The organism is Bradyrhizobium sp. 87, assembly GCF_023073015.1.
In the GTDB taxonomy this organism is placed as follows: domain Bacteria; phylum Pseudomonadota; class Alphaproteobacteria; order Rhizobiales; family Xanthobacteraceae; genus Bradyrhizobium; species Bradyrhizobium canariense_D.
In genome coordinates this window covers 1-18393 of the sequence record NZ_JADPIQ010000041.1, presented here as the reverse complement: position 1 = coordinate 18393, position 18393 = coordinate 1, and the positions used below count along the sequence as shown (strand labels likewise).

The window sequence follows — 18393 nt, the reverse complement described above, 5'->3', positions numbered from 1 at the left end:
GGGAGGGAAAAATGGCTTGACATGAGATCCTTGGATGCCTGGTCCAGGTCTATAAACGCGGAGGACGCTACTGGAACTGCAACGCGTCTCTGGAGGGCCAGCGGTTTCGCGTCACGACGAACGAGGAGGATCTCGACGCTGCAAAAGAGGGGGCCGAGGACTGGTATCTCGCGCTCCGCGGCAAAGCCCGAGCGGGTCTCCTGAAAACTGAAAAGACGTTCGGCCACGCTGCCGATCCATTCGAAAAGAATACGGGATCATCACCGAGGGCCAGCGAAGCGAGCGGCTGGACCGAGGGCCACAAAATCCGCATCCGGCTCCATCTTCGTCCCTTCTTCGGAAATCTCGGCCTATCCGAAGTTACGCGGGCAAAGTGCAAGAGTACCGGATGCACCGTGCAAGGACTTCCCGCACCGGCAAGCCGCCCGCGCGCAGCACGTTGCACGATGAAATCGTGACTTTGAGGCTCGTCCTGAAAACGGCCATCCGCCACAACTGGCTGAGCTATCTCCGCGACCTTTCTCCTCCGTATCGAACGCACGGCAAGATCGTTCACCGGCCCTGGTTCAGCCCTGACGAATACAAGCAGCTTTATACAGCTACGCGCGAATACGCGAAGACGGCGCGCCAAGGACAAGTGGAGCGCCGAACAGGTCCACGACTTCGTGCTGTTCATGGCGAACACCGGCCTTCGTCCTGACGAGGCCAAGAATCTTCGGCACTGAGACGTGACTGTCGTCCAAGACAGGGACACCGACGAGCGCATCCTTGAACTCCAGGTGCGCGGCACGGCGTCGGCTTTTGCAAGAGCATGCCCGGCGCGGTGCAGCCCTATCAGCGCCTGCTCAAGCGCCCCAAAGCCGATTCCGATGTCTGGCTCAAGAATGTTCCGGAGCATCCGAAGAAGCCGAGCTATCCGGAGCCGACCGATCCGCTGTTTCCGAGCAATCACATCAAAATGTTCAACGGCGTGCTCCGCCGCACTAAGCTCAAGCTTGACCGCGAGGGCAACAAACGCACGGCATACAGCCTGCGCCACACGTATATCTGCATGCGCCTTATCGAGGGCGCCGACATCTACGCGCTCGCCAAGAACCGCCGCACCAGCGCCGACATGATCCAGAAATTCTACGCAGCCCACATCAAGGACCTTCTTGACGCGTCCGCGATCAACGTGATGCGTCCCAAACGGACGAAAAGGCCTTCCGGCGAGTCCCCCGACAAGCGCCCGGATTGATCTTGCGGACAACGCATCCGTCCTGACCGGCACGAAGACGCCCGCCGTCTCGTCCAGCGCACCGCCTGCCGGATACGCCCGCGGGCCTTGGGCCCATAGCGGCAATCGCGAACGCGATCTCTTGAGGTCAGGACATCACGCGGTGTCCCTCGTTGATCGTTATGCGTCATCCTCTTCGCGCTTTCCGCCAAAATAAAGCGTTCTCTCATTTTGCCTTACTGCGGGCCGGCGCGCGCACGCTTCAAGGGTAAACCCTCGGCTTTTCGGCAAGCCGGCCCGCATCGCCTTTTCAAGCGGAGTCCTGCGTCCGCTCGTTCACCGCCGCTATCGCTCGGCATCGAGACCGCCAATCAGAGCGGATCGCAAGAGCGAAAGGCCATTGCATCAGAAGAACGCGGCGAGGTAGCTGTCTTCGGTCCTTAAAACCGGTGTTTATAAACCGCGTTCAGCCTGCGTCCCGAATAGGAAATCCTCGCGTCTCGATCGATCTCAGTCCAGAACCGATTTCTGTTGATCGTATGGCGCAGGGTACTCGCTCCTATCTCCACTTGTCGACGAATAGGACGACTGTAGCGTTGTCTTACCGAGATCGACCGTCTTTGACCAATAGCGTCCTTCCGTCACGATGAGACTAAAGGTGCCACATGCCACTATGGCCTGCTTTCCTTTGCCCCGTCTTAGGTTCTCGCCAGTGAGGTCAAGGATTTTCCGCTCTTGATCTTCCGGCTTTGAAGTCGACGAGGCAAACTTAATGGGCTTGGTTATTGTGTCGTAGGGTCTGATGACTGTTTGTTCGGATTCAAGACTGAATGAGCTGTGGCTCCCACTACCAAGGCATTCAGGTTCGGGAGCATCTTCGATGGGCTGGATCAATTCAAACGAGAAGCCAGTCAGCACAATGGGGCGAGTACCTGAATTTATGAACGTGACGTTTCCAGGAGCACGCCGTCTTATCGTCCTCGGGCATGATGCTGGGGGTGCTTACGATGACGCTTAGCTGGTCGCTGTGGTAGAAATAAAGAAAGCTGTCGTGGACGATAGCGTTAGCGCGAGCCACGCAGTTGGAGATCCAATCCACTGCTGCCAGTTTCTGGCTTTCTTCTCCGGTCGACTTAGCCGCTTCCTAAATGCTTCCAACCTCTCATTCATTGTCCCGACTCCCCGGGGTTGTATCGGGGTGAATGCTATACTGCTTTCATATGATAACCAACCCTGCACGCGCTAGCGGCAATCGCGAACGCGATCGCTTGACGACATCACGCCGGTGTCCGCCTGTTGATCTCGTGCAGTGTCCTCTTCGGGCTCTCCGCCAATAACAAAGCGGTCTCTCATTTTGCCTTGCTGTGCGCCGGTGCGCGCACGCTTCAAGGGATGAACCCTCGGCTTCCGGCAAGCCGGGCCGCTTCGCCTGCAGCGAAGTTCCGCGCACGCTCGTTCACCGCCGCCTTCGCCCGGCATCGAGAGCGTCAATCACGGCGGCTCGCAAGCGAAGGAAAACGCCATGCCCTCAAGACCCCATCATCGCAAGTCCCTCAGAATCCGCGCGACGAGTTTCCGCTCGTGGTTCAACGCGAACCTCAAGCAAAATGCCCGCGATATTTGCGCACGGAGCAGATTGCGGATATCCCCGCATCACGTTTATCAGCGACGCATATTCGACCGCTTCGAAGATGAAATCTGGGACATGGCCGTCGACGATGCCGAGCAGCTTGGCTGCGCGAATGTCTGCGCCATGATCGCGGAATTCAAGCGCGCGGACATGATGGAGCGCCGAAGAACCTTCTCGTCTGGTACGCCTGCGAGAAACTCGCGCGCGAGCTTGCCGACGGGGGCTGAAGGACCGGGCGATCTCGCATCGCCCGGTGCGCCGGGAGCGCTCAGCGCGGCCTGAGCTCTGGCCGCGCTAGGGCGAGCCGGATATTGTGCAGATTGTAATGAGCGATCCTCAGCTCGTGCGAGCCTTCCGGCAAGGTCGGCAGGCTCGCCGTGATTTCGCGCAGCAGCACCTGCAGCTCGAATTTCGTGGCGCACAGCAATTCGCTTTGTGAATAACTCTCATGATTTCCTCCTTTCCGGCCACGGACATCGCGGCCTTCTTGCGACGGGAGGAGCGCCGCAGGAGGCTGGCTGCATCGCCTGCGACCGCAACGTGAGAGAAGGGGCGCCAGGGCATGGCCCGCGTTTGCAGCCGTGAAGCCGCCGAGGCGCTTAAGTCGGCAAGATCAGAGGACGGCGATGACTCCGTGGAGGGAGGAGGAAAGCGTGAGGGTTAGTTTCACGGCGAATTGCTTCGTCCGCGCCACGCGCTGCAGGAAGCTGATGCCGAAATGGCGAAAAGATTTAACAAGGATTTCTCATGCAATCTGCGCGTCCGGCTTCGCCGGAGCGGGCCATACTCGCGCCGCGCAGCAGCGCTCCCCGAACCCCGTGCCGGGTTTCGACCCGAGGTGACTGTCCCTCGCGTCTTCTCGTCGCGCAAGGACTATGCGCGCTCGCTTACGTCATTGCTGACTTTGCTTCTTGCGATCAAGGCGTTGCCCGGTTTTTCAATCGTGCCCGTGCGCAATGCCCGATGGGTTAGTGACCGCTTTTGATCGGTCGATTTCGCCGAAATACAGGTTGCGGGGCCTTAGGCCGCTCTTGTAGATTGTACGGCGTTCTGCTCATCTATATGCGCAGAAATATTCGCTGGCGAATTACGGCGAGCTTACGATGGCCACGACGACCGTACAGCGAGAGAAATTCGCCTTCGCACTGACCGTGCAGGACGCCAAGCCGCCGGGGGGTACGTCTTTCATGGACGCCAAAGCTTTCCTATCTCGCCTGAAGACCGAGTTGGAAAAGAATGCGCGTGTGGACGGTCTGAACGAGATTCTTGCGCAATTAGACGACGCCGCATTGCTTCCCGAGCTCTTAGACTATGTCACGCACCAAAATGATCGAGCAGAGGTCAAAAACAGTGTGACGGCTCTAAGACGACTGGCGGAGGATCGCACCGCAAACAGAAACACGAAGAAGCTCGTGTGCATGTCGTTCACTGGCGCGGGAATTGCGACCATGGTCGGAAGTTTTGCCGTCGTGGCAAGCTTAGCTACAGGATTTTTTGTCGTTCCCTTGCTGGTGGGCGGAATCGTAGCAACTCATGGCGGCCTTGCGGCGTTTAGAGCCACGGAAGAGGAAAAGAAGTATCAGCAAATCGTGGATCGGGTAAAAGAGATCGAGGCGGCGATAGCGGAAAAGTTCAAATGACCGAGCAATTGCACACGTTGACTGCGACTATAGACCAGATTGTCCGCGACAGCTTCCTGGCGCAGCCTCTGCTCTCGATTGTTGCATTGATTATCACCGCTTTCCTGTTGGTCCTCGAATACTACCTTGTGACCACGGATAAGCCCGGGCGTGTCGATAAGCATTTCCTGGTCGAAAACGAGAACTGGCTTAAGGAAATGCGCTCGAGGCATCTCGGCTCGACCTTCAAGCCTTCCTCTAAAGAGGGTGTTGTTTGATCCCGCCCGGGTACAGAGCAACTTACCTGAACTCAGTTCGACGGCTTCAGGGTCCCAAGAAAGCGAATGGATTCCACGCGTTGCTGATCGAAAGGGGCCGCGCTTAATTAGAGGATCCAAATTAAACCAGCCCACGAATTGTCGGAACTTTTTTGCAACCTAACGTAGAGTTCTGGCAAACTGAAGTAAGGGGATAGTGAAGGATACAAGGTGTGCGCGGACCGCCGCGCACACCTTGAGGGGGGCTAGGAACGCCGCCCCCGTTGCATCCCCGCTCAAGTCGTCCGTTCAGAGCCGCCAGCCTGTAGCTGACGGCTCTGAACGGACGACGCGGGACTTTTGATCCCGCACCCTGCGACCAAGGCGATGGCGGCCTTGGATGCGCCCCGGATGACCTGCGAGCCGTGAACCCAACCCACTTTCACGGACATCCGGCAAAGGGCTGTCGCGCCCCTTGCACCCACGACCAGGGCTCACGGCCGCCCTGGGACCGCCTGCGGCGGGCGATGCCTGTATGCACGCCCGCCGACGAGGGGCTTTCGCCCCTCGCGACCACGACCGGGGCCGGCCCCGGGAGACGCCACAACGCGGGAGGTGCGATGGCGGAAAGCGGCAGTGAGACGAGGCAGCGATCGGAGCGGTACACAGTCCGCTTCACGCCACTTGAGGACGCCCTAATATGCGCAAGAGCTAAAGCGGCGGGCGTCCCGATTGCCACCTAGTTCCGGAGCACGGCCCTTTCTTTCCCCATCCCGCGCGCAGCGAGACGCCGAGGAGACGGGTGAGTCGCATGGTGCAATTCAGAGTGTCGCGGAGGCAATTCTTCGGTTGGGCCGACTGATGAATCCGCTCGATGCCCCGAGCAATCGCCGGCGGTGTCATCTGCAGCTATTGGAGTTGCTCGCTGCAAATGAGGAGGCGAAATCCCTTTACCTGGAGTCCAAAGCAGGGTTGGATTCAATAATGCAATGCCTGAAAGCGAAGAGTGGAGCTCAGTTTGGGTTCCGGCGTTACATGCAATCGGAATGGCTATCTCTAAATCAACTGGGTCAGCTGCGGCCCGGGATATCGTGATCGGCGCAGAATAAGCGGAGCTGCACCAAAACTGCGTCAGAGCCCAATATCGACCCCCCGTATTGCCGCATCAGCAAATGTTACCCTGATGGCACGGATGCGAAGTCGACTGGTCGGCCGCGCCATGTAGCTTTCCCGGCTTGCTCGACGAGAGGGGCTGTGGGCGGGTCGGGCCCTACATAGCCCGAGCCGTCCACAATCCCGGGCAATGGGGCAGCGGTGGTGGCCTCACCGAGCGGCTCCTCCGCAACCAACTGCTCGGCGGTCTTCCGTCTAAGCGCCCTCAGCAGACGCTGCACGATCGAATGCTGTCTCGTCCCGAACTCCTCTGGGTGTTTCTCCCTCAGCCGGTCGACGATGGCGAGCGCGGTTAACTGCGGTTGCGTAGTGAGCCAGCCCTCGATCGTTAGGATATGCGGGTCGAGTTTGGACGGCATGCGAACCCTGGTTGTATAGGGCCGACGGGGGTGCCGGTGCGTGGCACGCGGCTTGCCGGACGTCGTCGTCTTACCGAGTGTCTTCGCAAAAGTGGCTGCGGTCGCTGGCGCGGTGCTCGTGCTGTCGGGTTGCAAGCCGCGTACCTGTCCGGGACGACGATCGACGCGATTGCCGAGTTCGTCCTGGGTCGCGCGAATCTCGGACAACAGCGCGACTGGATCGAGCGAGCGATACTGATCGCGCAGCCGCTTCTTCACGGCCGCGGTCACCTTGGGATGCGCCAATGCGCGCTCATAGGGCGTCGATGGAAGATGATAGCGTTTGATCACCTTGGCCCCTTCGCGGCGCTTCTCCTTGAGCTTGAATGACGGCTGGAAGAAGTTGACGTAGAGCCGTGCCGCCGCATAGAGGCGGCCCATCACACGGGCCGTATCGACGCCATCGAAGCGGCCGTAGCCCATCAGGCGACGGACGACGGCACCATTCTTCTGCTCGACGAACCCCTGGTCATTCTTCTTGTAGGCGCGGGAGCGAGTGACTTCGAGCTTCTGTTCGCAACACCATGGCACAACGACATCGTTCAAGAAGGCGCTGTCGTTGTCAAAGTCTACGCCGCGCAACAGCCAGGGGAAGAGGCTCTGCGCCCGATTGATTGCCTCGACGACCAGCGAACCTTCCCGCGTCAGCAACGGCAGGCACTCCGTCCAGCCGGTAGCGACATCGACCATCGTCAGGGTCTGAATGAACGAGCCAGCCACCGACGTGCCGCCATGGGCGACCATGTCAACCTCGCAGAAGCCGGGCGGCGGGCTGTTCCAGTCATTAAAGGTGCGGATCGGGACCTCGCGCCGGATTGCCGAATAGAATCCAGCACGGCGCCGCCGCTCGCCGCGATCTTCACATCAACCAGCACGCGATCGATGGTGGCGGCGCTGATCGCCAGAACACGATCACGGTCCGACTGGCCAAGCTGCAATCGGCCATGTTGCTCAAGGGCAGGCAGCAAGGTCGGGATCATCACCTTGAGCCGCTTGCCGCACACCCGATCCGACGCCTCCCACAGCGCCGTCAGCGCGTCCTTGATCGTCGCGCCATATCTGCGTCTTCGCTTTCTTGTTGTCTCGAGCTTGCCCGATCCAACCGTCTCGCGTCGCCGGAGCGCGCGCACCGCATGCTTGCGATGCCAGCCCGTCGTCGCGCACAGCTCGTCGAGGATCCGTCCCTTCTCCCCTCGTTTGGCCGACCGGTAACGCTCCGTTACTGCCGACACCACCTCGCGCCGCGCGCCCATGCTGATCTTTCCCGCCATAGACGCCACCGAACCAATTCGATGGCCCCGACCCAATCATCGGCGAGAAGTTGTCCAGTAACATTCTGGATGAGGCAATGCGCCCCCGTAAGCCGGGGGATCGGCGTCCAAAATTGGCTCGCTGTATCGACGCTCGGCATGCGCACGCAGCCTTGTCGGTTCGCATGAACAAAAGTGATCAAAACGACGCGCGAGGCCTCGCCGAACTGGTGCGGGTCGGTTGGTACCGGGAGGTGAAGGTCAAGAGCAAAGAAAGTCAGAAGATTCGTGCGATACTCGTCCCGACTGTACCGCCAACGAGTCTAGCTTCCCATCGTTCTGCCGAAGGAAACCAAAGAGATTGGAGAACCAGGTTCGCAGCCTGATCAAGGAGTATGGATTATTGTTCCCTCGCGCAATCGGCCTGCAGTTCCGCCACCAGGTCCACGAGCTCTTGGGCGATGATCATCCGCTCCTGAGCGTGATAGCGCCGCTCTTGTCGATCCATGAGAACGTCTGTCAGCAACAGGATAGGCTCGATGATCAAGTCCGCCGGTTGGCAAAGCAGGACGAGACGACGCGCCGTCTGATGACGGTCCCGGGTGTTGGCGTCGTGACTGCCCTAACGTTCCGTCATACGATCGATGATCCCTCGCGCTTCCGATCGGCCTCGCCAGTTGGCGCCTATCTGGGGCTTACGCCGCGACGCAACCAATCCGGTGAAACTGACACCAACGGCAAGATATCTCGTTGGGGCGATCGACTTCTACGAACTTACCTATTCGAAGCCGCAACCGAACAAAAAAATGGTCTTGCCTCAGAGCCTGGGGCATGAAGCTCGCAAAGCGGATTGGCTTGAGGAAGGCAAGGGTAGCCATTGCCCGGAAGATCGCCGTAATCCTGCACTGCCTCTGGGTCGATGGCACATCGTTCGAATGGGGCCAGGCGAAGGCGTCATAATCCTATTTTACAAGCTCCTGGTCCGGCCCGCCGGACCGGCGATGTCCCGCTGGGACGGTGGTCGCGGCGACCTCGGTCAATCGGCTGGTGGCGGTTCGTCCGCACTCCGCTGCAAGGCGCTCGATCCGGACAGCATCATGAGGCGCTCGCGACCTCGGAAAGGACCATGACCCCAGCTACGACATCAATCCAATTACGCCGAAGCCACCAACGATGTCGATTATCCAATCCCGCTGGGCGATCGTCTTGCCATCCGCGATCGCTCCGTCTGCGCAACCCGACCAGCTCCGACGGAGCAATCGCTACCGGCGTGCCACTGGTGAGAAAGAAAGCAGCTTGACAACAACCCGCAATTAAGGGGCCGATTGACACTATGCCCACGCCAAGCAGTTCAAGCGTGCCAGCAGGGCCTTGAGAAGCTCAAGACCTATCTCGGCCGCATTATCCGCGACATCGGCCGCAAACTCGGTGGCAACGCCGACTTGCTTGCCGGGATCGTGCTGGAGCGCATGCTCGCGCGGGCGCGACGCGTGCTAGAGCAGAAGCAGCACCGGCGTGGACCCAAGGTCTATTCGCTGCACGAGCCCGAGGTGGAGTGCATCGGCAAAGGCAAGGCCCACCGGCCTTACGAGTTCGGCGTCAAAGTCTCGGTTGCAACGACGCTGGCGCACGCCAAAGGCGGTCAATTCGTGACCCACGAGAAGGCGCCGCCCGGCGACCCCTATGACGGGCATACGCTCGCAACCGTCATCCCGGACATGGAAGCCCTCATCGCAATACCCTCGAGCGCCTCCTCGCCGACAAGGGCTATCGCGGCCACAATGCCCCACCCGATTACAAGTTCAGGGTGTTCACGTCAGGGCAGAAGCGGCGGGTGACGCCACAGATCACGCGCGAGCTGCGAAAGTGGTCCGCCGGTCGAACAGGTCATCGGCCATCTCAAATCCGAGCATCGAATGGGCCGCAATTATCTCTGGCATCGCGAGGGCGACGCCCAGCAACGCCGTCCTCGCCGCCGTCGGCTACAACTTCCGCCGCCTGATCTGCTGGCCTCAGGCTCTCGTTGTGGCAAATCGTGGTCATCCTCTTCGCCCGACCCCGGATCAATCCAGCCTGAATTCAGGGGTCTTCACGGACGACCAAACCGCATCGTAAGCGCGTCTGACTGCTGACCTCCCAGAATCAGATGCGGCAGGCTTCTGCACCGCTCGACCATACTGGGGCTACCCAACACTCATTCGGCTTTACAACGGCAGCCCAGAAATGCCGTTCTGCTTGAGGTCGCTATCTATGATCTTGTTTGATGTCCGCGGCACTTCCCCAGATGTCGCAACTGCGACGTAGGTGGGGATCGCTCCTTTGCTCGTGAAATCGAAGGCCGCACGCGTTGGATTTGGCTCACGCGAAGAAAGACCAGATGCTCGTGCGTTCCGATCGGGTCCTTACTGCGCTTCTAAGAGGAGGCGCTCAGGTGGGCTGAGAACTAATCCGCGATGAAGAACGTTGCCGCGCGCGATGGAGCACTGCCAGCTGGCTATTTGCCCCCCGGTGACGCCGCTAAAGAAGCCGGCAAAGACCGGTCAGCCGAAAATCTCCAAAATCGCAAGCTGGCGCTAGGATTTCAGTTGCGGTCTCCCGCTGAGAAAGCGGTGACATACGACACACCCGAGCGCTTACTTGTGACTTATTTCGCCGCCGGCTTCATCATCGCTTCGACCTCGGCGCGAAAGGCTTGGCGCGATGCATCACGCGAGTAGAACATGTGGCCGCCCGGACGCGAGCTTGACGCGCGGCGCCGCGGCGAACGCGGGCAACTGATCAAGCACGATGTGCGAGCCGAAATAGGGCGTTGCGAGATCGAACAGGCCGTGCCCGACCAGCATGGTCATCTTCGCGTCTGTTGCGAGGATCTCGCGCAGCTCCGACACCGACTGCGGGGGACCGCGGCCGAAATACCAGGCCTGCCCGACCGCACCGTTGATTAGCTCATAGGAGCCGTCCGGCCGCCAGTTCAGCTTGCGCGTGAGGAGATCGACGGCGGTACTGGTCAGTGGCGCCAGAAGCGCCTCCCCTGAGGGATCGCCGAAGCGAGAGCTGTTAGAATCCGGATAGGGATCAAGGCCGCGCACCGAAGCATCGAAGCGCCCGGTCACCTTGCCGTATCGAACTCGCGGCGGAATTCGGCGACATCGAAGCGGCCCGCGAGCCGGCGGCTCACCGCCTGGTCTATTCCCGTTAGGGTGGCGACCTTGTCGGCCAGCCGCGTGGCCGCCTCCTTGTCCGCGGTGCCCTTGACCAGGTCGGTCAAGAACTCGCCGCGCGCGTAAGCTTCGACCTCGACGAGATCGGCCCGCTTCACCGGCCCCTTGGCTTCGCGAGCGGTTGCGACATAGCTCGGCAGCTTTGCGACGTATTGAAGAGACTCGTGCCGCCGAAGTCGCGGAAGTCGAACACCGGTGAGATCATGATCAGGCCCTTCACGCCGACACCTTGCTGCTTTTGCAACTGGCGCACCACCTTTGGCCCGCGAATACCACCATAGCTTTCGCCAACGACATATTTCGGCGACAATAGCCGGTCGTGTTTCTCGAGCCAGCGGCGGATCACCAGAGCGAGCGCGCTGACATCGCCGTCCACGAAAAGAAGCGCTCGCGGACATCCTCGCCGGTCGCCACGAAGCGGCTATAGCCGGTCCCGACCGGATCGATAAAGACGAGGTCGAGCCAGGTTTCCGCATTGGGCTTCACCTCCGCAGACGTCGATGGTGTGACCTCGTCGGCATTGATCGGCAGCCGCCAAGGACCGGCATTGCCGAGCTGTAGCCAGGCTGACGATGCACCAGGCCCGGCGTTGAAGAAGAACGTGACTGGGCGTGCGGCGCGGTCGCCACCGTCGAGCTGATAGGAGGTGTATGCGATGTCGGCCTGCGGCTCGCCCTTGTCGTCGAACAGGCGGATGGAACCTGCGGTCGCCGTGAATGCGAGCGTCCGGCCGGGCAGCTCGATCGTTTGCCTGGTGGTGGAGTCCGGCGTAAGGCGATCCTGCTCGGCCGCTGACGGCGTGCTAGGTGTTCGGCCGCCGCGCGCGCTGGGACTGCCCTTCTGGTCGGCCAGCGTTGTGGCCTCGGGGCGCGACGGCGGATTGTCGGCCCAAGCGCTCCCCATCACGCCACAGGCAAACAGAGCCAGCGCAAGAGAGGCGCGGCGCAGCGCAGTCCAATCGAATTGCATCGAGTCTCCTCCCGTCCCGGCCGCACTTTCGTCCCGGCCACACGTGGCGCGCACGAGGCGTGTCTCCCAAGAAGGCCCAACGACTTACCTGACAATCGAGGATCACCAAACCTACCAAGTCCGGTAGTATTCACCCCACGGCGATCGGCAGCAGCGCCAGTGAGGAGGCGGTGCTTGAAGAAGCGACCACTTTTCGACGAGCAAACGGATGCCTTAAGAGCGTGTCGCGCGCTGCATCGGAGCAACCGAATCTCGCCGCATAGATGCGGTTCGTGCACTCGGCTATAGCCGCTTGGGCGGTAGCTTCTGGGACAAATCTGGAGCGATGTAGCACGGCAAGCGGGAAGGCGGACAAACTCAACACTGGACGTTGCTCACGACCGAGATGCATGTTGAACTTTGCGCTGCATACGAGGGCACCATTGCGCGATCCAGTCGCGATAACACTCGTGAGCGCGCATTGTGTTGCCCTAGCTTGATGCACGGCCAGGAAGCAGATTGGGAAACCTGCATTGATTGCTCCTGCCGGATGATCTTCGACGTGAGTTGCGCGCGGAGTTCCGTCGCGCTCTAGCGTACGGCTGGCAGCACGAATTCCTGATCTCCCAGAGGATTGGCGTTTCAATCCGCAACTGGAACGAAACGGGAGAGGAGTCAAAAAAGCTCCGCGCCAGCATAACTTGCGCCAGCATAGGTAAGGAGGCGCTCGCAAAGAATGGTGGATTCAGGCAATTCGGTTTTGAGACCTTGGTCCAGGTCTATGTCGCAAATGCGAAGGCCGATCGACAAAACCAGTTAAATGCTGGGATTGATTGGCAAGAAAAAAGGGCCGCTCGAATGACAAGCGGCCCAAGTCTAGGGAGGAAACGCCCAAGGAGGACGGCGGTCGCGCGAAGCGCTACCGCACTGCAACAATACACGACCGCACTGCACACGCAAGGGGCTTTATCGCTGGCGTTCGCGTTGTTTGCGGCGAGCGGGTTGATCGCCGCGAAATCAGGTTGCGAGGTCAGGCCGATTTTGCCAGGGGCTCGGCTAGCTCTGTCGGCCTTGCTTGCTGCGGCATTGCTCCGCCGAACTGGCACCACAGCCACTGGCGAGAGACTGATGCTCAGTAGGAGCTTCCCAGAAAACGTTTGGGACACCAAATTAGGCCAGTTCTGATCCAAGCTTTCTGCCGGCAAAAGAAACCCGAAGGCATAGCCCTCATCACTTTCGATCCAGGCGGGTGGTCGCCTCGTCCAAGGCGGCATGTCGCGTCACGAACTCCGGTGCACTCTCGAGTGAGCGGGGCGAGCATGTCCGGTCGTGGGGCGATGTGCCGCAATCACTTCGCCCCACGCTAGTGGGCGGATTGAAGATCAGATCGCAGGCATCAAGCGCGTCGAAGGTCAGACGTACCCGCAGGACAATCGGAGCTGCACGCAACGTTGTCTCAGAGGCAGTATTGCCGTTGCAAATAACGCCGACTAAGCCTTTCTGGACGAAGAAACCATCACTACAGCGTTTCTGTTCTAGGAACGGGGTGCCATGGGGCGACCACTCCAGCGGTCTTCCGGCCAGGGACGTCAAGCCACTACTTCCGGTAGTTGAACAGTTTCGCAACATCATCTTGAACTCGCTCAAGAACATGGAGTTCGAGTCTTTCGAGTGATAAGGGTTTCTCGTCAAGATCATTTCGCCACACTCCGGCCCCCTCAGCTTGCCACTGTCCATGGTCGATCATTCGAGTGGCTCGACATCCGCACCGACACAGTCGCCCAGTTGCGCGATCCGGTGACGCTCGAACGAGCGTGGGTGCCACTGGCCACGATCACCGTTCCGGTGCGGCCAGACTGGGCGCGGACACATCCCGCAGTCAGTGAGGCCAATCGCCCACTTTCTATTTTTTTCCATCGCTTCCGTCGTCGGAAGCGATCAGCTGATACGATCGCGCTCCAGGATCGTGGGTGACATGGCTGGTACATCCAGACCCGGTTCGAGAACGGCGCGACGAGCTTGTACGTCCCCTGTATCGGAGCTCTGCGGACCATTAAGGAGGCCAGCGCTTTCAACTGCGTGAAATGTCCCTCGATCACCTGCAGGATGGCACTGAACGTAAGCTCGGCGACTGTAATCGCGAGGGTACATCTGCGGGATCAAAAAGCTGTACTGGCTGATGAAATAGCCTTTGGCACCGACCATCTCGGATGCGACGAGCACGAGCATGACCGAGGCGCTCGCGAGGCGAATGCCGACGAAGATCGTCGGAAGCGCCGCCGGAAGGATCACTGCGGACAGTTGCTGCGGCGTCGCGCGCATCGTCCGCGCCGACGTGATCCGGAGCCCGAGAGCTCGGCGATGGTTGGAAAGTGGGTGAGCAGCGGGGCATTCATCGGGCAGCTATGTGCCATCGATGCTCGACCCCTACAACCCATCATCGAGGAATGGCTCGCCGCGGCTCCGCACTTGTCTGCGGTCGGGCCGGACTTTGAGATTTGCGATAAATACAATGCGGGTACGAGCGGTGTGACAAGGCATCAGCGCACTCCTCGTGAACGGCTAGACCGCAGCACGCGCAGCGGAGATCACATGATTTGTAAATGGAGCCTGCTCGGCAAGACCAGATGTGCGAACCTGCGCCGTCAATCTTGAGCAGTGACGCGGATGAACTTTTCGTAGCATCTTCGCCTGGCTGAGGGTTTTTGGATGCGTCGCCTTGACCGCAGCCATAGCGGCCACCAATCATTCGCCGAGGCTGAAATAGCTTCTTAACGAAGAGGTTCAATTCAGCACCTGATGCGGCGGCCCCTACTGCCTTGCAAGCAGCCAATTGCCTGACCTCGAGCCAATCGTCGCTGCGGATCAGTCGCGCGGTGGCTCGCCTTTTCGCGCACATATCGTCAATCCATGTTGGCTTCCTGTGAGCTCGCCACCCCGACCACGGCTGCCGGATTAACACAGTGGGAGCCCTTCTGAGGCCACATCGTCGGAAGAGCTGGTCAACGCCGTCTGGCCGATTTGCTTGAGGACCTCAATGGACGTCTCTCTTCGTGACGCAGCTTCAAGGATTCTCGAAGCTACGTGCGTTCGGGTGCCAGTCTCATCAGCCGGGAGTTCTCTGCAAACTTCATTCAGCACTGCACGCAAGAGAGCGGATCGTTTCGGAGGCGAACATGAGGAGTACCAACAATTTGGATGCGTGTGCCTTATGCGAATCCATTCGAGCTTCAGTGGGGCATCGTCATGAACGTCGGAAACAACAGACCAAGGCGTACGCATCAGCTACTCAGCCTCATTGCGCGCAGGAGAGCCTTGGTGACGCTCAATTCAGATCACTTCCTTCTTTGACGATAGACCAGATCAGTGGCCACACTAGGCAGCCTTGGCCGTCTGCAGCTTTGGCTTGGAGCGCGCCACGCTGCGAGGACCAGCGATACTGAGGTGTACATCGCCATCGATAGAACGCCTCTCGACTCCATCTCGGTCACTGGATTTTCCGATGGCGCAGCGCTGGGTCGCGCGGTTATCCCAGATTACAACGTCGCCTGGTTTCCAGCTCCATCTTACGCTATTCTCGGGCGAGGCGAGGTAAGATTGAAGGCGGTCAAACAGCTTCTGGCTCGCATATCTTTCCAGGCCGACGAAGTTCCTCACGGACTCTCCGAGCACGAGCAAGCGCTCGCCCGTCTCGGGATGGACGCGAACAACCGGACGCGCGTCCTCGCAGATGGTTCCGGTGAAGACATCACCAAATTGCTTTGCATCCATCTCGGCGGAGTGCATGGTCAAGGTGCAATCATAGGTGCTGCAGTGCACTGCCCAGAGATTGTCGGCCAGCATCCGCAGCGGTTCCGGAAGATCAAGATACGCGCCCGCAGTGCTCGACCAAACTGTATCACGGTCCTCAGGCGGGATCACGACACCGCGCAGCACCGAGATCTTCGGACATTGGTCACCGAAACTGACGTCCGTGTGCATCTGGTCCGCATGACCGCTGCGACGATCCGGCTTCATATCCATAGGCGTTACCAGCGAACCAAGCCTGAGGGCAAAGCGATGCTGTTCGAAATCATCGAGATGTCCCTGATCACGGAAGAAGATGACCTTGTGCTCAAGGAGTAACTGGCTAATAGCCCGGATCATCTCGTCTGATAATTCATCTGATAGTCTGACGTTCTTGATCTCGGCACCGAGCCGGGCCGTGGATTTGACGATATCCGCTCGCGGGATAATGTTATCTGTCATGTTGCTCATTCTCTCGCTATCGTGATGCGCGAACAAAGCTGCGTGACCGCTCGGTCGAGGGACCGACAACAGAAGCCACCCAAGTCGGCCTGGTGATGCACCCTACGCGGCCGCAATGCGTTGCAGCACTCGCCACAAAAGGCTGCAATGCATCTTTGGCTACAGACCACGACCATCGTGTGACCCGCTGTGTCGCGCACAGCTCCGACTCTTGCATCGCCTCTGACCAGAGGACGAGTCGACGGGCAGCGGTGCCGGGATCGACGTGCAACATGATCGATTACCTCGCTCTTACATCGCAATCATACGGTCAACAGATGTCCAGTCCATGAAACGAAACCAGCATTCTTTTCGCCGATGAGAAATGTTCGCTCTGTCCGGGAGCCAAGCTTAAAGATATTTTTGGGAAGGCAACTCTTCACACGTCCGCAACAGGTACATTCGAGCTTATGAGGACGAACGGATAACTCGCATCAATCAGCGCGACTACGCAGTGCTATTCTACCACAAGTTAATCATCTTTCCATATGCAATTTGCAAGTTAGAAATACATTTGTTTCGTCGTATTGAATTTAGTAAATTTGCGCGACGGTTTCATCCGCCTGTCACATACGGAGCAGGCGCGCAGTCCCGAAGCGAGAGATCAATCTTATCCGCGATATCAATTCCCGCTGCGGTTTAACAACGGGCTATATCACTCCTTTTGCGGGATTCCGTTTCGGGAGGACGCTTCAACGTGAACTGGGACTTGTGTCAATAGCTTGGATATCAACATCGCTGCCAATCTAGAGGATTGAATTAAGTCGCGACTTGGCGTGCATCGCTCGCACAAATGTCCGATACGTTGAGCGCCGTGACAAGCCTCTTCTCGGAAAAGCCGAGACGGCCCGCACCGCCAGCCGCGGACGACCTCGGCGGAGTGACCCGTGCACGCAACGCACACCAAGGCGTGCTAATTCGTCGCGGCTTCCATTGACGTTCTATTTCGGAATTGATTGTATCTCACAAAATGCTTTTTACGTTCGCCAAGGCGCGCCACGACGTGCCAGCTCCACTTCACCACCCTATTTGGTCGCGGAGCCAGGAATGGAAACATCGCGACTTCACAGCTCGACTCGACCTTTAGAAACGAGATGACCGTTATCGCGACGCGAGTCATTTCGGGTGAGCGGCTTCAGGCCAATCTGTGAATTCCATCTCGAATTGACGAGAACTGACGGGTTTGATCGTGAATTTTACGGTTCTTCCTGAGAGAGCCGCCAACGATCCGGATGCGAACTTAAACACCATCTTGCCGGAAGCTGCGATGCCAACAGCCCCTGTTGTCCTCCGTGACAGAGGAACCGGTCCCCTCCAACACCTGACCAACCGCAATTCCGTGGAGCGCACGGTAAATGTCGATAGAAGCCAAGTACCTTCCTTTCTCACTGTCCCACTGGCTGACCGATAGTCCCATAACTCCCGCGTCCTTCAACAGACCATCGGCAATGCGGCAGGTGTATTGAAGGCTGACAATGGTGCGCCCATTCCGATCGCCTGTCGGCTCTCGATCGGTGCCGTCTATGATGCAACCGTAGCGCCGCGTTGAGTCCGCGAGCGCAATCTCATTCAACCCAAGCAGTCCGCAAACAACATAAAGTATCATACAGAGAGAGAGCTGTTTCATTGCCTATGCTCCGCGGATATCCCGCCGTCGTGTTGTACAACCTGACCCTACGGCCAATTCAAGCTCCTCGATTGTTGTTCGGATGGTGCGCCTCACAGTGACATCGGCATGTTTCCGATCCGAGGCGACCGGTAGGAAAGCGACTGCTCGGTGGAATGAAGCTCAATGCTGCTGGAGAGTACCTCATCAATTCGACCATAGGGATCAACGACGGCTCAGAGAGCAAGATCGGCGGCCAGCATGTGAAGACGGCGATGCGGCGGATTGGGATAGACGCTCTATCGCCATCCGCGCACCACCAGACCCGAGCCCGGCCACAAGATCCATCCATATCTGCTGCGCGTCATGGAGATTACGCGAGACCGAACCAAGTCTGGCGATGGAAATCACCTACATTCTGACGGCGATTGGCTTCGCCGATCTCGCTGCGGTGTTGGACTGCGCAGCACGTCGCGGTCTGTCGTGGCGACTGTCGATCACCATGAACTTCTGCGTCGAACGCTGGCGTATTCCTTGGCTCGTGCTGGCAAGCCGGACATCTTCAACACGGCTCAGGGTCTCAGTTCACTGGACAGGCCTTTACCGGCGTGCTCGGCGACAACGGTCTTGCGATCAGCATGGACGGAACGGCGCATGGCGAGACAACGTGTTTGTCGAACGGCTCTGGAGTAAGCGTCGCTCTGAGGCCCATTTGATTGGTGCTTGACGTCTATTTTGAACGCGTGGTGCGCCGGCGCGGCTTCCATATTTCCGACAATGCGTTGACG

12 protein-coding genes and 3 pseudogenes are annotated in these 18393 nt (G+C 59.1%); 10 read left to right on the top strand and 5 right to left on the bottom strand.

What is annotated here, in order from left to right; genetic code table 11:
* The first annotated feature begins 388 nt into the window (after window positions 1–388).
* The 5 genes from IVB50_RS09460 (at window position 389) to IVB50_RS09440 (ending at window position 4743) form a co-directional block, all read left to right on the top strand.
* On the top strand, window positions 389–700 hold the full coding sequence (locus IVB50_RS09460; RefSeq protein WP_247295720.1) for a hypothetical protein: 312 nt from the start codon (window positions 389–391) through the stop codon (window positions 698–700).
* 111 nt (window positions 701–811) lie between these two features.
* Window positions 812–1237 (top strand): hypothetical protein, encoded by a 426-nt coding sequence (locus IVB50_RS09455; RefSeq protein WP_247295718.1) that lies wholly within the window; start codon window positions 812–814, stop codon window positions 1235–1237.
* Window positions 1238–2921: 1684 nt separating this feature from the next.
* Window positions 2922–3128 (top strand): hypothetical protein, encoded by a 207-nt coding sequence (locus IVB50_RS09450; RefSeq protein WP_247295716.1) that lies wholly within the window; start codon window positions 2922–2924, stop codon window positions 3126–3128.
* A gap of 821 nt (window positions 3129–3949) precedes the next feature.
* On the top strand, window positions 3950–4486 hold the full coding sequence (locus IVB50_RS09445; protein WP_247295714.1) for a hypothetical protein: 537 nt from the start codon (window positions 3950–3952) through the stop codon (window positions 4484–4486).
* On the top strand, window positions 4483–4743 hold the full coding sequence (locus IVB50_RS09440) for a hypothetical protein (RefSeq protein ID WP_247295713.1): 261 nt from the start codon (window positions 4483–4485) through the stop codon (window positions 4741–4743). The genes IVB50_RS09445 and IVB50_RS09440 overlap by 4 nt, the downstream gene beginning before the upstream one ends.
* A 1154-nt stretch (window positions 4744–5897) precedes the next feature.
* On the opposite strand, the gene IVB50_RS09435 is transcribed toward IVB50_RS09440, so the two are convergent.
* Complete coding sequence (locus IVB50_RS09435; RefSeq protein ID WP_247295710.1) at window positions 5898–7037, bottom strand: hypothetical protein; 1140 nt, start codon at window positions 7035–7037, stop codon at window positions 5898–5900.
* Entirely contained in the window at window positions 6986–7564 is a 579-nt protein-coding gene (locus IVB50_RS09430) for a hypothetical protein (protein WP_247295708.1), read from the bottom strand. The genes IVB50_RS09435 and IVB50_RS09430 overlap by 52 nt, the downstream gene beginning before the upstream one ends.
* 340 nt (window positions 7565–7904) lie before the next feature.
* Here IVB50_RS09430 and IVB50_RS09425 point away from each other — a divergent pair, with 340 nt between their 5' ends.
* From IVB50_RS09425 to IVB50_RS09415, 3 genes and pseudogenes are all read left to right on the top strand, one after another.
* Window positions 7905–8378 (top strand): transposase, encoded by a 474-nt coding sequence (locus tag IVB50_RS09425; protein ID WP_247295705.1) that lies wholly within the window; start codon window positions 7905–7907, stop codon window positions 8376–8378.
* Window positions 8379–8875: 497 nt separating this feature from the next.
* Window positions 8876–9658: pseudogene (locus IVB50_RS09420) on the top strand (IS5/IS1182 family transposase); the annotation flags it as partial.
* 338 nt (window positions 9659–9996) lie between these two features.
* Complete coding sequence (locus tag IVB50_RS09415) at window positions 9997–10260, top strand: hypothetical protein (protein ID WP_247295730.1); 264 nt, start codon at window positions 9997–9999, stop codon at window positions 10258–10260.
* On the opposite strand, the pseudogene IVB50_RS09410 reads toward IVB50_RS09415, so the two are convergent.
* A pseudogene (locus tag IVB50_RS09410) lies at window positions 10188–11733 on the bottom strand (peptidase S10). The gene IVB50_RS09415 and the pseudogene IVB50_RS09410 sit on opposite strands and share 73 nt — an antisense overlap.
* Window positions 11734–12249: 516 nt before the next feature.
* On the opposite strand from IVB50_RS09410, the gene IVB50_RS09405 reads away from it, so the two are divergent.
* Window positions 12250–12897, top strand: coding sequence for a hypothetical protein (locus IVB50_RS09405; RefSeq protein ID WP_247295703.1), 648 nt, complete (start codon window positions 12250–12252; stop codon window positions 12895–12897).
* 753 nt (window positions 12898–13650) lie between these two features.
* On the opposite strand, the gene IVB50_RS09400 is transcribed toward IVB50_RS09405, so the two are convergent.
* Window positions 13651–14034 carry a hypothetical protein gene (locus tag IVB50_RS09400; RefSeq protein ID WP_247295700.1) on the bottom strand — a complete coding sequence of 128 codons (384 nt, stop codon included), beginning with the start codon at window positions 14032–14034 and terminating at the stop codon, window positions 13651–13653.
* A 1053-nt stretch (window positions 14035–15087) separates the two neighbouring features.
* On the bottom strand, window positions 15088–15969 hold the full coding sequence (locus tag IVB50_RS09395; protein ID WP_247295699.1) for a TauD/TfdA family dioxygenase: 882 nt from the start codon (window positions 15967–15969) through the stop codon (window positions 15088–15090).
* A gap of 1881 nt (window positions 15970–17850) precedes the next feature.
* On the opposite strand from IVB50_RS09395, the pseudogene IVB50_RS09390 reads away from it, so the two are divergent.
* Window positions 17851–18320: pseudogene (locus tag IVB50_RS09390) on the top strand (DDE-type integrase/transposase/recombinase); the annotation flags it as partial.
* Between the last annotated feature and the right edge of the window lie 73 nt (window positions 18321–18393).